This is a genomic window from Leptolyngbya sp. FACHB-1624, assembly GCF_047649235.1.
Lineage (GTDB): Bacteria > Cyanobacteriota > Cyanobacteriia > Leptolyngbyales > Leptolyngbyaceae > Leptolyngbya > Leptolyngbya boryana.
Genome location: NZ_CP180258.1, coordinates 5,127,345 through 5,139,958, shown reverse-complemented (window position 1 = coordinate 5,139,958; position 12,614 = coordinate 5,127,345). Strand labels below are relative to the sequence as shown.

General features: G+C 46.4%; 14 protein-coding genes and 1 tRNA gene. 7 read left to right on the top strand and 8 right to left on the bottom strand.

The annotated features are described in order from the left end of the window. The first annotated feature begins 269 nt into the window (after positions 1 to 269). On the top strand, positions 270 to 944 hold the full coding sequence (locus tag ACMUEV_RS24495) for an FHA domain-containing protein (RefSeq protein ID WP_017286474.1): 675 nt from the start codon (positions 270 to 272) through the stop codon (positions 942 to 944). Between the two features lie 59 nt (positions 945 to 1,003). Here the strand turns inward: ACMUEV_RS24495 and ACMUEV_RS24490 are convergent, their stop codons facing one another. The 7 genes from ACMUEV_RS24490 to purE form a co-directional block, all read right to left on the bottom strand. Further along, positions 1,004 to 2,479 (bottom strand): CoA-acylating methylmalonate-semialdehyde dehydrogenase, encoded by a 1,476-nt coding sequence (locus ACMUEV_RS24490; RefSeq protein WP_017286475.1) that lies wholly within the window; start codon positions 2,477 to 2,479, stop codon positions 1,004 to 1,006. 74 nt (positions 2,480 to 2,553) lie between these two features. Further along, positions 2,554 to 2,635: transfer RNA gene (locus ACMUEV_RS24485), tRNA-Leu, on the bottom strand. A 72-nt stretch (positions 2,636 to 2,707) separates the two neighbouring features. After that, positions 2,708 to 3,040 carry a hypothetical protein gene (locus ACMUEV_RS24480; protein ID WP_017286476.1) on the bottom strand — a complete coding sequence of 111 codons (333 nt, stop codon included), beginning with the start codon at positions 3,038 to 3,040 and terminating at the stop codon, positions 2,708 to 2,710. 62 nt (positions 3,041 to 3,102) lie between these two features. Further along, positions 3,103 to 4,509, bottom strand: coding sequence for a 2-succinylbenzoate--CoA ligase (locus tag ACMUEV_RS24475; RefSeq protein ID WP_190647235.1), 1,407 nt, complete (start codon positions 4,507 to 4,509; stop codon positions 3,103 to 3,105). After that, positions 4,494 to 5,375: an o-succinylbenzoate synthase gene (locus ACMUEV_RS24470; RefSeq protein WP_190647237.1), complete on the bottom strand. Its 882-nt coding sequence runs from the start codon at positions 5,373 to 5,375 to the stop codon at positions 4,494 to 4,496. The genes ACMUEV_RS24475 and ACMUEV_RS24470 overlap by 16 nt, the downstream gene beginning before the upstream one ends. Then, a complete protein-coding gene (menA, locus tag ACMUEV_RS24465; protein WP_190647239.1) occupies positions 5,375 to 6,274 on the bottom strand; it encodes a 2-carboxy-1,4-naphthoquinone phytyltransferase in 900 nt (299 codons plus the stop codon). Before menA ends, ACMUEV_RS24470 begins: the two co-directional genes overlap by 1 nt. Positions 6,275 to 6,367: 93 nt before the next feature. Further along, positions 6,368 to 6,886 carry a 5-(carboxyamino)imidazole ribonucleotide mutase gene (gene purE, locus ACMUEV_RS24460; RefSeq protein ID WP_190647241.1) on the bottom strand — a complete coding sequence of 173 codons (519 nt, stop codon included), beginning with the start codon at positions 6,884 to 6,886 and terminating at the stop codon, positions 6,368 to 6,370. 40 nt (positions 6,887 to 6,926) lie between these two features. Here purE and nagA point away from each other — a divergent pair, with 40 nt between their 5' ends. Both nagA and bchM read left to right on the top strand, forming a co-directional pair. Next, on the top strand, positions 6,927 to 8,060 hold the full coding sequence (nagA, locus tag ACMUEV_RS24455) for an N-acetylglucosamine-6-phosphate deacetylase (protein ID WP_190647243.1): 1,134 nt from the start codon (positions 6,927 to 6,929) through the stop codon (positions 8,058 to 8,060). Positions 8,061 to 8,621: 561 nt separating this feature from the next. Next, a complete protein-coding gene (gene bchM, locus ACMUEV_RS24450; protein ID WP_190647245.1) occupies positions 8,622 to 9,308 on the top strand; it encodes a magnesium protoporphyrin IX methyltransferase in 687 nt (228 codons plus the stop codon). Positions 9,309 to 9,366: 58 nt separating this feature from the next. Here the strand turns inward: bchM and ACMUEV_RS24445 are convergent, their stop codons facing one another. Continuing rightward, positions 9,367 to 10,173 carry a hypothetical protein gene (locus ACMUEV_RS24445; protein WP_190647247.1) on the bottom strand — a complete coding sequence of 269 codons (807 nt, stop codon included), beginning with the start codon at positions 10,171 to 10,173 and terminating at the stop codon, positions 9,367 to 9,369. Positions 10,174 to 10,324: 151 nt separating this feature from the next. On the opposite strand from ACMUEV_RS24445, the gene ACMUEV_RS24440 reads away from it, so the two are divergent. From ACMUEV_RS24440 to ACMUEV_RS24425, 4 genes are all read left to right on the top strand, one after another. Then, positions 10,325 to 10,534 (top strand): hypothetical protein, encoded by a 210-nt coding sequence (locus ACMUEV_RS24440; RefSeq protein WP_017286484.1) that lies wholly within the window; start codon positions 10,325 to 10,327, stop codon positions 10,532 to 10,534. Further along, positions 10,527 to 10,781 (top strand): DUF2949 domain-containing protein, encoded by a 255-nt coding sequence (locus ACMUEV_RS24435; RefSeq protein WP_017286485.1) that lies wholly within the window; start codon positions 10,527 to 10,529, stop codon positions 10,779 to 10,781. Before ACMUEV_RS24440 ends, ACMUEV_RS24435 begins: the two co-directional genes overlap by 8 nt. 43 nt (positions 10,782 to 10,824) lie before the next feature. Further along, complete coding sequence (locus tag ACMUEV_RS24430) at positions 10,825 to 11,910, top strand: glycosyltransferase family 4 protein (RefSeq protein WP_190647249.1); 1,086 nt, start codon at positions 10,825 to 10,827, stop codon at positions 11,908 to 11,910. A gap of 165 nt (positions 11,911 to 12,075) precedes the next feature. After that, positions 12,076 to 12,522, top strand: coding sequence for a hypothetical protein (locus ACMUEV_RS24425; RefSeq protein WP_190647251.1), 447 nt, complete (start codon positions 12,076 to 12,078; stop codon positions 12,520 to 12,522). The last annotated feature ends 92 nt before the right edge of the window (positions 12,523 to 12,614 follow it).

The window sequence follows — 12,614 nt, the reverse complement described above, 5'->3', positions numbered from 1 at the left end:
ACAAAAAATCAAACGGATTTGTGCAATTCTACTGCGATCGATCAGATTGTCAAGGTGATTTTCCCGTGCGTTAGCGTATTTTAGCGATCGAGACTCACATATCGCCAGCGTTTACAATTCAGTCACAGGTGCAGAATCAATCAGGAAAGGTCCTTTTTCTGGTCTCCCAATTGAAAATCCAAAATTCAAAATCGTCTCCCTCTTCCCAATCCGGGGAAATCTAGATCAGTAGACCTACCTCAGATTTGACCTGTTTTTGGGAAAGCCTCATGATAAAAGCATTTCATAGCCCTGACGATCGCCATTCTGCGATTTCTGCTGTCACCAATCAATCTCCGGATGCCCTCGCATCCTTCTGGGAAGAACTGGAAGAACAGCTAGATGAGGAAAACCCTGAAGAACAGCAAATCGCCAAAAGCCCAACGTTGACGATCGATCTTGAAGAAGCGAAATCCGCGATCGAGTCTCCGGTCACTCCAGAAGCGAAACCTCGCTATATTCAAGGTGTTGTGTCGGGTCAACAGGCATGGCTCGTCACCAATTTGCTGAGAAGTGAATCGATGAGTCTTAAACAACCGCAAATGGTTTGGACGATCGGGCGTAATCGATCGGCAGCATTGCCCCTACAGGATCGTAAGCTTTCTCGTCGTCATGCTGTGATTCTCTATGTTGTGAATGAAGGCTTCTACTTCGTTGATCTCAATAGCATGAATGGCTCGTACATCAACGGAACAAGAGTTCAACAGCGCCAGCGCCTTCAGGATGGGGATTGCCTCTGCGTCGGTAGTACTCGCTTTTTCTTCTTTACAAGCGTGCAAGAACGCGCGTCAGAAGCCCTGCATCCTGAAGTATTAGCCCGTCTGAATGATGCAGAATCCCGGAACAGAGAATTTATTGACTTTTCAGAGTTGCAGGAAGAGATCTCCTTCAACGTGCCTCAATAGCGCCCCTAAAAAGAAAACTCTGTCTGAATCTCGCATCGGGTTTGGGCTGCATCGATCTCTTAAAACTGTCGTGTCCAGTCATGCCAGCGTTCGACAATCACTTTCGTCTGGGTGAAGAATTCGATCGCTTGCCATCCTTGACCATGCAAATCCCCAAAAAAGCTTTCTTTCCAACCACTAAACGGAAAGAATGCCATCGGTGCTGCAACTCCAATATTAATTCCGATATTCCCCGCTTCAGCTTCGTAGCGGAATTTTCGGGCTGCAGCTCCACTAGAAGTAAACAGGGAAGCCATGTTTCCGTATTGGCTTTGATTGATCAGGGCGATCGCGTCATCAATTGAATCGAGATGAATCAAGCTCAGCACTGGTCCAAAAATCTCAGTTTTAGCAATTTCACCTGCCGGATCAATGTTCTGCAAAATGGTTGGTCGAACAAAGTGACCTTGCTCATATCCAGAAATTTTGGGTGCTCGACCATCGACTAAAACAGTTGCACCTTCTGTTTCTGCTTGTTGAATGATAGTTTCAATTCGGGTCTTACTTTGATGAGTGATCACAGGTCCCATTTGTACCCCGGAATCTAGTCCAAACCCAACTTGGCGCGAGGTTGCAGCTTCAGCGATCGCATCTGTAAAAGTAGATTTTGCACTGCCAACTGTAATGGCAATTGAAGCAGCTAAACATCGTTGTCCTGCACATCCAAAAGCACTATCTGCCATAATTTTCGTTGTCATCGCAATATCTGCATCCGGTAGCACAATGACGGGATTTTTCGCGCCACCTTGGCACTGTGCCCTTTTCCCATTTGCGGCTGCCCGACTATAGACATATTTCGCGACTCCCGTCGATCCGACAAAGCTAATCGATCGAATTGCGGCATGATCCAGCAAAGCATCGACCACTTCTTTCGCTCCATTGACCAGATTGACCACGCCTTTGGGTAAGCCTGTTTGTTCGAGCAAAGTAAAGATGCGCTGCATGGTCAGAGGCACCCGTTCAGACGGCTTAATAATGCAGGTGTTGCCACATGCGATCGCATAAGGCATAAACCAAAATGGGATCATGCCTGGAAAGTTAAACGGTGTAATGACTGCAGTGACTCCCAGCGGTTGGCGAATCATATGTTCATCAATGCCGCGCGCAATGTCTTCTGAGTTATAGCCCTGCATCAAGATCGGAATTCCACAGGCGACTTCGACATTCTCGATCGCGCGTCTCATTTCGCCTTTGGATTCTGCAAGCGTCTTGCCACATTCGAGTGTAATCGTCTGGGCAATGTCCTCGAAATGCTCCTCGAGCAATGCCTTGAGCTTGAATAAATACTGCACGCGTTCAGTCGCGGGCGTGCGTCGCCAGGTTTGAAATGCAGTTTGAGCAGCTTGAGCGGCTCGATCGACTTCACGCGCAGGCGAGAGCGGAACTTTACTTAAAACTTCGATCGTGGCTGGATTTCTGACTTCTAAATAAGTTTCAGTTTCGGGAATAGACCATTCGCCATTGATATAGTTTTGAACGATCGAAGAGTGCGTCATATCGGTTCCTCACTTCTATGAGAAGATCTTGCCGCAACTTCGTTGGATTAAGCTACCTGAAATAGATTGAAAAATGCGGATGAAAGGACTTGAACCTTCACTTCTTGCGAAACCAGAACCTAAATCTGGCGCGTCTACCAATTCCGCCACATCCGCGCAATGAGAAATATTATAACAGGGATAAGGAGAAAGGAAACAATTTGTTCTCCTCATCCCGACAAAATGCTGTTAAGGCAGACTGCCCAGACTGAGAGGAATAAGATTGCCTTCGATCGTGAGTCCCAAGAGTATGTTCTCGCCGGAGCGGATAGGTTTGCCAGTAAGGGCGCAGCGATCGTCGGTTTGAGCGGTAGCAGATAGAGTGGCACGCACATCGGCGGATGAGAGAGAGGGGGAATAGCTGCCCGATCGCTGTTGCACATAGTTCCACAAAATGTCGCGAATGAGCGCTTGATAGCCTTGGTTGCCAGAAAGTGCTTTTAGCTCCTCCTTCAACTCACGCTCTAAACGGATGCTCGTCACTTCCATTTCCGTTGTGCTGGTGCGAGTTAAGGTATGCATGAACGGTCTCCTTTTGGAATAGGTTTGTCAGATTTATAATACAAGTGTAGTACGTGATTTCGTCAACTGTCAGATCTTTTATGTAAATCCAGAATTGCTTCGATGCGATGGCGCTGGATTTTTCCTTGCAAACTTCGTGGGATCTGAGCGACAGCGATCCATCGTTTAGGAATTTTGAATGAAGTTAAGTGTGATTTTAAGGCAGTTTTAATCTCTTCAAACGTAACCGTTTCATCATCAGGAACATAAATTGCCGTCACGCTCTGTCCCCAGATTTCGTCCGGAATTCCTAAAACGTGAATATCTCGGACAAGATTGGTTGATCGAATTGCAGATTCCACTTCTGCCGGGAAAATGTTCTCACCGCCGCTAATGATCTTGTTGCTGTCACGACCGATGAGATGGAGATAGTTTTGTTCATCAAAGTATCCCAAATCGTCAGGTTCAAAGGTTTCAGGCTGATCGAGATTCGGGTAATACCCAAGCATCAAGGATTTTGAGCGGATTAAGAGTTTTTGATGAGCGATCGTAATTTCTGCATGAGGTAAAACTTGCCCACACCCTTGAACACCCTTGAGAAAATCAGCAGGTTTGAGCGTTGCAATCTGAGAAGCAGTTTCGGTCATCCCGTAAGTTGGGGCGATCGGAAGATGTTTCAATCGTGCGTCTTCAAGGAGATTTGACCAAGCGGGTGCGCCTCCGAGCAAAATGGTTCTGAATTTGGCGAGCCAATCTGCATGAGGCATCAATTGCTGGAGTTGAGTCGGAACCAGAGAGATGAAGAAGTTTTGCGGATCGAAGTCGGTGTTTAGATTTTTCCAGGATTGAAGCGTGAATGTGCCGTTTGTGAGCAGCGATCGCATCAATTGCATTAAACCGCTGACGTGATAGAGCGGGAGAACGCAGAAAGAGTTAATGCGATCAAGTTCAAAATATTGGCGAAATCCTTGAACAGAAGCAGTGAGAGTGTTCCAAGTGTGAATTGCAAACCGAATTGTGCCAGAAGTGCCTCCAGTCGGAATCATGATCAGCAGCGCTTCGTGCTGAGCTTCAGTCGGCTTCAGTACCCTAAATCCCTCATTCTGGGGGACTTTGAAATCAGGAAATTCTCGACATTCAAAGTCCCCCAATTTTGGGGGATTTAGGGGGCGATTCTCCAAGCCTTCCACAAACCTAGGTTCTCCCCAAATCAGAGTCGGTTGAGCCAATTCAAACACCTGTTTCCATTCGGTTTCGCCCCAATCTGGATTGCAAAGAAACAGTTCACAAGGCACTGAACAAGCTGCAATAAATCCTGCCATCCATTGAATTGGATCTCGATCGCATAAAAACACGGTCACGCTCGCGTGTGCCGGAGGCATCGCATGCTCATATTTCAACAACTCTCGATACCGCAGTTCAGCAATTTCCTGAACTCGGCGACGCTCTACAAAATCAAATGTCGCTAATCGACTTAAAGGCTGTTCCATAACTCCTCAAAGTCTTCGCTATTCAGTTCATCAAACCAATGCGTTGTCCCGTAGCCAACGGCTCGCTGACTCAGTTCCGCTGCCAGTTGTAATCCTGCCCGACGACCAATCTCAGTCTCAAACACTGTTGAAAAAACTGTATCGAGTTGATGTTCTCGACAAAATTGGCGCAGTTGAGAAGGAAAACCTGCGATCGCTGGTTTAATCACAAAAATTCCGCGCCAGCCTCGCTCATAACACGCTTTCAATTGAGCCAAAGTTGAGACAGACTCATCTAATGCGATCGCAGTTCGATACATCTGGCTCAACTTCAGCATGGTTTCAAACTGATCGGTTCGCATCGGCTGCTCGATAAATTCAATTCTGGATTGATCACAGAATTCGAGCCATTGATGCGTTTCAGATTCCGTTAACCCCATGTTTGCATCGAGTCTTAAGTTTGCATGTTGCGGTAATTGATCCAGTAAGGCTTGGACTGTTGCGATTTCGATTTCGATTGGAGCGATCGCGATTTTCAATTTAAACGTTCGATAGCCCTGATCCCAGAGCGATCTCCATTCATCAGACATCAAAGCACTCTGAGGCATTGCTTGGAATTGCCCTGGATTAAGCGCCGACTCAAATCCAAATTGACACGCTGGAAACGGAACTTGCTGAATCCAATCGAAATCGATGTCACGGGGAGCAGATTGGCAAAGCTCGATCGCGTCTTGCATCGATTCTGAGCCAAACCACTCCAGTGGCGTAATTTCTCCAAAGCGATCATCTAATCGGATTAAAATTCCTTCCCGGACTGACCATTCTCCATAATGTGTTTTGAGAGATTGGCGAAATCGTCGTTGATAAGGTCGAAATTCAAATTGCATTACAGGAACAGAAAGCCTAACCCAAATAGCAATCCGAACCAAAAATGCAATTCAACCGCAATTAATCGACAACGCAAGAGTTTATGGGGTTGATGATACTGTGAACCGATTGTATGACATAGCCTTTTCGCAACTGGAAAACTCAGCAGCGAGAGCAACGTCCAAACTGGGAACAGTTTCAAAATGACAAATAGAATGGTCAACGCATAAAAGCTGCCACAAATCCAAGGAAGAAGCTGAGCAGAGCGCTTCGCGCCAAGCCGAACCACCGGAGACTTTTTCCCGATCGCTGCATCATCTTCGACTTGATTAAAATGCGAACAAAACAGAATCAAACTCGTCGCAATTCCCACTCCGATCGAAGCCGCTAAATTTGTTCCTGACCAAGCTTTAGTCTGACTATAATAAGCCGCCGAAAATGCTAAAGGTCCAAATGCTAAGAAACACAATGGCTCGCCCAAACCCTGATAGCTCAATCGAAATGGAGGTCCTTGATAGATATAACCGATCGCACAACAAGCCAGCACTAACCCAATCACGGTAAAGTCACCCTGCATCAGCGCGATCGCCAAAATTCCCGATAATCCCGCTACCAAAAAAGCATTGGAAATCCAAAAGATCAGCGACTTATTTCCAGTCAAATTCACGACCGAATTCGCCTTATTGACATCGACTCCTGTCTCAGAATCAAACACGTCATTGCTGAGATTTTCCCAAGCCAGAATCAAAATTGCAGAAATTAGAAACGTAAAAAATACCAGAAGATTCAACGATCGAGTCTCTGCAAAAGCCACCGCAGATCCCACCCAAATTGGCATGACCGCAACGCTATACATCGGCGGTTTAATTGCGGCATACCAAAGTTTTTTCTTAGAAGGCTCAACCGATCGCAAGGTCATCCACTCATCTCCTAATTACTGAAAAGCTTATGAGCAAGCGATTTCCAGTCTCCCATTTGAGTTTGAACCAAATTACGATCGGTTATAGAAACGTTACATCTGTTGAAGATACTGCTGATATCCAACCCGCCCTAACTCTGCCTGCTTTTGCTGCACCATATCCGTCAAACTCTGGCGATACGCTTGCAGTTTGGCAAACAACTCAGCATCATGACTTCCCAAAATCTGAACAGCCAAGAGTCCTGCATTTTTGGCATTCCCGATCGCGACTGTCGCCACTGGAATTCCTGCAGGCATTTGCACGATCGAATACAGCGAATCGACCCCCTGAAGCGTCTTCGTCTGTACCGGAACCCCAATCACAGGCAACACCGTCATTGATGCCACCATTCCCGGCAAATGCGCTGCACCTCCAGCCCCGGCAATAATCACTTTCAATCCACGAGTATGCGCCTCTTTTGCATACTGCACCATTCGCTCTGGAGTGCGATGTGCCGAGACAATTTCCACTTCACACGGCACACCAAACTCCTCACAAACTGCGATCGCTGCCTGCATCGTCGGCAGATCCGAATCGCTTCCCATAATGATCCCAATTAGCGGCTGACTCATGTGCGAAAATCCAAAACGAATCCAGATCAAACACTAAAACATGCTGATTATCAATGCTCAAGTTCCTGGTTTCTCCGGTTTGCAGCAAATCTTGATCGAGAATGACAAAATCGTTGAGATTGCACCCTCGATCCAATCCCCAGCCGAAGCCAGCGAAACTTCGACCCTTATGATCGATGCTGAAGGAGATTGGATCTCTTTAGGCGGCATTGATTTACAAATTAACGGGGCATTAGGCTTAGCCTTTCCCGATCTCAACTCAGATAACGCCCACCAGTTAGACAAAATTTGTGACTTTCTTTGGCATCAAGGTATCGATGGATTCTTGCCCACAATTGTTACAACCTCGATCGAGAACATTCAGCGATCGCTCCAAATCATCGCTGAAGCCAATCATCCTGAAATTCTAGGCGTTCATCTCGAAGGTCCGTTTCTCAATCCGCAAAAACGAGGCGCACATCCTGAAGAATTTCTTCTGCCCTGCACAATTGAAACGATTAAACAGGTTTTAGGCGATTATGCCTCGATCGTCAAAGTCATAACGTTAGCTCCAGAACTCGATCCCAGTGGAGCCACGATCGAATATCTCAAATCTCTCGGCATTACCGTTAGTCTCGGACACTCTCAATCAACTGCAACCCAAGCCCAACAAGCCTTTGATCAAGGCGCTTCAATGGTCACACATGCTTTCAACGCGATGCCCAGTTTGCACCATCGCGAACCTGGACTACTAGGAGCCGCCATTACAAATCCTCACGTTTATTGTGGCTTAATTGCAGATGGGCAGCATGTCTCACCGATCATGATGGAGATTTTGCTCAAAGCGAGCGAATACGATCGCGGAATTTTTCTTGTCAGTGATGCCCTTTCACCGCTTGGACTCCCGGACGGACGCTATCCTTGGGACACTCGACAAATCGAAGTAACGAATGGAACCGCAAGATTATTCGACGGCACTTTAGCCGGAACAACGCGATCGCTCTTTTCAGGTGTGCAAAATCTGGTGAATTGGAACCTTTGTGATCTGGGAACTGCGATCGCGCTATCGACGACTGCTCCCCGCACTGCAATACATCTTCCAACCTATCTATATCAGCCTGCGCGTCTTTTACGCTGGAGCCAAGTTGGTCAAGAAATCCAAATGCAGCGTCTCACCACAAATATTGCTTCGTAAACAAATTTTATGTGACAGATACAATTCTGTCTCACTGAATTCCGTAAATTTTCTCAAACTCTCTTACACTTCGATATAGGACAGGTGGTGCGTAACTCGTTGCCCTCCGTAGACTTATCCCTGTTCAGAGAAATCCGAAAACCCCTAAAAAAACGGGGCACGGTTCAGGTGCCCCCAAGATACTCAGATTGACTTGTCAAAGCAAAAGTTCCCTCACAGCCTCAACAGACCTGTAAAATTACGGGCAACTGCCGAGTGATTTGGGGTTTTGCCTTCTCGTAGAATACCTGAGAATACCGAGGCGTAGTGATGGCTACATGAAAATTTCATAAGAACCTCATGTTTGTACGCAAATTATTAGCAATCCACGAATAAGACCAAAAGTAAGACCAGTTCTTGCACCACAAAGTCAGGCGATATCTTTTCTAGTCGTCAAGTGGATGGATTTTGCGAAGTGGGGAGATGGGGAGTCTCTTCGTGGAATTTCGCTCTGATCTGGGTTCAGGGGCGATCGTCGTAATACGATAGTTGAGGCGAATCAACGAGATCACAAGCGGATATATGAACGGAGTGGATGATAAAACCGAAGTGCGTGAGTATTTCAATGCCACGGGCTTCGATCGCTGGAAACGTATCTACGGCGATGGTGAAGTAAATAAGGTACAACTCGATATCCGCACAGGGCATCAGCAAACAGTCGATACTTTGCTGGACTGGTTCAAAGCAGATGAAAATCTAGCAGATTTGACGATCTGCGATGCGGGATGTGGAGTTGGCAGCTTGAGTATTCCGCTGGCACAAGCAGGTGCAACCGTTTTTTCGAGTGATATCTCAGAAAAAATGGTGGAAGAAGGGAAAGAAAGAGCGATCGCGCTTGGACTGAAAGATAATCCGACTTTCGTCGTACAAGATTTGGAGACTCTAAGCGGCAATTATCATACCGTCGTTTGTCTGGATGTGCTGATTCACTATCCGACCGAGCAAGCCGCCGATATGATCAAACACTTAGCAAGTTTGGCGGAAAATCGTTTAATTCTCAGCTTTGCCCCGAAGACCTGTTTATTAGTGATTTTGAAGCGAATCGGTGAGTTTTTCCCAGGCCCGAGTAAGACGACTCGCGCTTATCAGCATCGTGAGAAAGACATCGTAAAAGTGTTAGAAGACTGTGGATTGAAAGTCAAGCGAACTGCAATGACGAGCACGAAGTTTTACTTCTCTCGTATGTTGGAAGCTGTTCGTGAAGAATAGGAAGATAGGGGGATAGGGAGAATGCAGCTTTCGCTACCCCACTCCCCATCTCCCCACTTTACCGAGTCCCCGTGACACCCGCCCAAAAGTATTTTTTGAATGAATTCATATCTGTATTCACGGTGAGTTTTTTCGACCAAGTGTAAATGTCGAAAGCAACCCGATCGCCATTCATCTCAAATCCACCGAGCAACGTTACCCAATGGCTCGGAAATGGAACCGGAGGGGGATCGCCTTGTAAAAATCCTTCAGCAGTGACGAGCAGCATCGCCACACCACCCGACTGAATCGCGGCGATCGCCGCCTGCATCGCTTTGACATCACTAAACAGATATGCCTGATGATAGGCAGTCTTGGAATAGCCTAAAAGCTCATCAATCCAGCCTTTAACCTCCCAAGATTTCGTCATACCGGCTAGATTCCGAATCAGATCAGGCGCATTTGGTTCTACCGGAAATAGAGAATTCTCTGACTCGCGCAACGTTGATAAAACCATCCAATCTGCTTGCTCCATGCGCAAATTCTGATCTCGATTGCTCCGCAGCGCAGCGCTTGCTTGAATCCAACGGTTTGTGCCTTGAAATCCACCCCTTTCAAATAGAGTCTGGCAAATCTGAACGTAACGAGTCGGTTGCTTGCGAACCAGTTCAAACAACACACTGGCGGGTCCACAAAACGGCTGCCCACCTTGATTGATTTGGAACGGATCAGCGACGCGCGATCGCATCTCTGCAATCACCGTTGCCTTATCCAAACCCGCCCAAATCCCCGTGGCACGCGATTGCTCAAACGCATCAATCTCACTCATCGCCGCCTGAACGTAGCCTGCATCCGGCGCATATAAATTAGCCGCAGTTGTGATCATTACCGGGACTCCTTCTGGGGAAAAAGAACTGCATCGGTGATATATATCACTTCCTAAAGAGGAAAAAGTCACGGGTCAGTCCTTGATCTGTCACCCACGCTCCACTTCAAAAAGCCGATATTAGTATCACAACGCTCTTGTAGTTTTCCCGATGGAATCCTCTCTTTTACTGACAGATTCAATTTCCGATTTGTTCGCTGAAGTCAGCAATACAGGCAGAATGACTCCGCTGGCTTGTCAAAAGCTTCAAGCGGCAATGTTGGATCAGCAAACAACTGACGAAGAAAAGCAAGCAATCGAGCGCCTACTCTATGCGATCCGATTGGGTCGCGTTCAGGTCATTGAAGAAATCCATGGCTGATAGAACGCGATCGCTGATTCAATTTCTCACTGATGAGCTAGCTGTCTCATCCGATTCGATAAAAATCGGGCTACAGTACTCAGAGGAGATCGATAGCCTCTTACCGATCGTGCTTTGGCAGTACGGCTTTATTACACTGACTGAATTAGAAACAATCTTCGATTGGCTTGCCGCTTCTACTTCTGTCATCAGCAGCAGTCATCTGTCTGACAGGGTAACTCTCTGGCTAGATGAAGTAATTCAGTAAAACCGCTTACAGTCTGAGTTAATACGCAGAACGGAGGTTAAGAATGCGAATTGCTCAGATTGCTCCTTTGTGGGAGACAGTTCCTCCTCCCGCTTATGGTGGGGCAGAACTGATTGTGAGTTTATTGACTGAAGAACTTGTTCGTCGTGGTCATGAAGTTACATTGTTTGCAACAGGAGATTCCAGAACCCAAGCGAATCTTGAAGCGATTCATCCCAGTGCATTGCGATTAGATCCATCTGTCAAAGAACATACAGCTTATGAAGCAATGCAGTTAAGTCAGGTTTATCAGCACTCAGACGAATTTGACATTATTCATTCCCATATTGGATTTGCTGCATTGGCTTGCGCGCAATTAGTGAAAACGCCGACTGTACATACTTTACATGGAACATTTAGCTTAGATAATCAGAAAGCATTCAGTCTTGCTAAGTCTCAGCCTTATGTAAGTATCTCAGATACTCAACGGGAGCCACAATTAGAGTTAAATTATGTCGCTACGGTTTACAACGGGATCGATCCTGCGACTCATCAGTTTTATTCTCAGCCAGATGAACTACAGTACCTGGCTTTCTTAGGGCGACTTTCACCTGAGAAAGGTCCACATCATGCGATCGAGATTGCGAAACGGACTGGATATCCACTGAAAATAGCGGGAAAGGTCGATCGAGTCGATGTCGATTATTTTGAGCAAGAGATTAAACCGCACATTGATGGCGAACAAATTCAATATCTAGGCGAAGCAAATCATATTCAGAAAAATCATTTAATGGGCAATGCGATTGCAACATTATTTCCGATTACTTGGCGTGAACCGTTCGGATTAGTCATGGTGGAGTCTATGGTTGCAGGGACACCCGTGATCGCGTTAGAACTCGGGGCGACTTCTGAAGTCATTGCACATGAAAAGACTGGATTCCTCTGCCAAAACGTCGATGAATGTATTGCGGCTGTGCATCGGATTGATGAAATCGATCGCATTGCTTGCCGTAGACATGTAGAAGAAAAGTTTGGTGTGAAGCAGATGGTCGATGGTTACGAAGCAGTCTATCGACAGTTGCTTGCTGAGAAGTTTGCTCAGAATGGACATAGCAAGAGTGCGCCCTCTCTAGCTGGGATGAAATATTAGAAGAATCGATAAAATTAGCACTTTAGGCATGGGTGATTGATCAAGATCACCCATTTTTGTGGAAGCAACTCTAAAAATGCAGTTGGGTATGATGAAGATACTGCAATGAACCATAAGGATATTGCAAATCGTCAGTTTAATTTGGAACTTCACGGAGTCTGAACGATGTTGAAACCATTCGGATTTGGAATTTTAGCTGCCTTAGTCACAGTCAGTAGTGTCATGACCCCTGCTGCTGCTCAGAATCCACCTAAACCCACTGTTACACCTGCACCGGAAGCTCAATTTATTCCAAAAGCGAGAGTAGAACTGAAGGGTGATCGTGTGAACATTATGTTAGTTAACAAAACAAATGCAGCGATTTCGTATCAAGCGGTTGGCGATACCCAGGTAAGAACCTTGCCTGGTCGGGGAACTGTGATGCTGCAAGGTTTGCGAGTTCCGACAACTTTGACCCTCGATCGCCAAGATTCTGGGCTACTGCAAGTGACTCCAAAGCAATCTCAAAAGGCTCCTGGCACAATCGAGGTGACTTTAGAAACGAACACTGATCTTGGAACAGACAGCCCCACGATGCGCGTTGAAGAAAACGGCTCCATCTTCCTGTACTAAGACACATTACATCACCTAAACCAATCACTGGTCTTGGGTGATGTAAGTAGAAAATTGCCCGCTACTATAGAATCCGAATTGATCAAACTCCG

Excerpts from the sequence above, each read along its gene's own strand:
- ACMUEV_RS24495 (WP_017286474.1), top strand. The coding sequence starts at position 270 with ATGATAAAAGCATTTCATAGCCCTGACGATCGCCATTCTGCGATTTCT.
- ACMUEV_RS24490 (WP_017286475.1), bottom strand. The coding sequence starts at position 2,479 with ATGACGCACTCTTCGATCGTTCAAAACTATATCAATGGCGAATGGTCT.
- ACMUEV_RS24480 (WP_017286476.1), bottom strand. The coding sequence starts at position 3,040 with ATGCATACCTTAACTCGCACCAGCACAACGGAAATGGAAGTGACGAGC.
- ACMUEV_RS24475 (WP_190647235.1), bottom strand. The coding sequence starts at position 4,509 with ATGGAACAGCCTTTAAGTCGATTAGCGACATTTGATTTTGTAGAGCGT.
- ACMUEV_RS24470 (WP_190647237.1), bottom strand. The coding sequence starts at position 5,375 with ATGCAATTTGAATTTCGACCTTATCAACGACGATTTCGCCAATCTCTC.
- menA (WP_190647239.1), bottom strand. The coding sequence starts at position 6,274 with ATGACCTTGCGATCGGTTGAGCCTTCTAAGAAAAAACTTTGGTATGCC.
- purE (WP_190647241.1), bottom strand. The coding sequence starts at position 6,886 with ATGAGTCAGCCGCTAATTGGGATCATTATGGGAAGCGATTCGGATCTG.
- nagA (WP_190647243.1), top strand. The coding sequence starts at position 6,927 with ATGCTGATTATCAATGCTCAAGTTCCTGGTTTCTCCGGTTTGCAGCAA.
- bchM (WP_190647245.1), top strand. The coding sequence starts at position 8,622 with ATGAACGGAGTGGATGATAAAACCGAAGTGCGTGAGTATTTCAATGCC.
- ACMUEV_RS24445 (WP_190647247.1), bottom strand. The coding sequence starts at position 10,173 with ATGATCACAACTGCGGCTAATTTATATGCGCCGGATGCAGGCTACGTT.
- ACMUEV_RS24440 (WP_017286484.1), top strand. The coding sequence starts at position 10,325 with ATGGAATCCTCTCTTTTACTGACAGATTCAATTTCCGATTTGTTCGCT.
- ACMUEV_RS24435 (WP_017286485.1), top strand. The coding sequence starts at position 10,527 with ATGGCTGATAGAACGCGATCGCTGATTCAATTTCTCACTGATGAGCTA.
- ACMUEV_RS24430 (WP_190647249.1), top strand. The coding sequence starts at position 10,825 with ATGCGAATTGCTCAGATTGCTCCTTTGTGGGAGACAGTTCCTCCTCCC.
- ACMUEV_RS24425 (WP_190647251.1), top strand. The coding sequence starts at position 12,076 with ATGTTGAAACCATTCGGATTTGGAATTTTAGCTGCCTTAGTCACAGTC.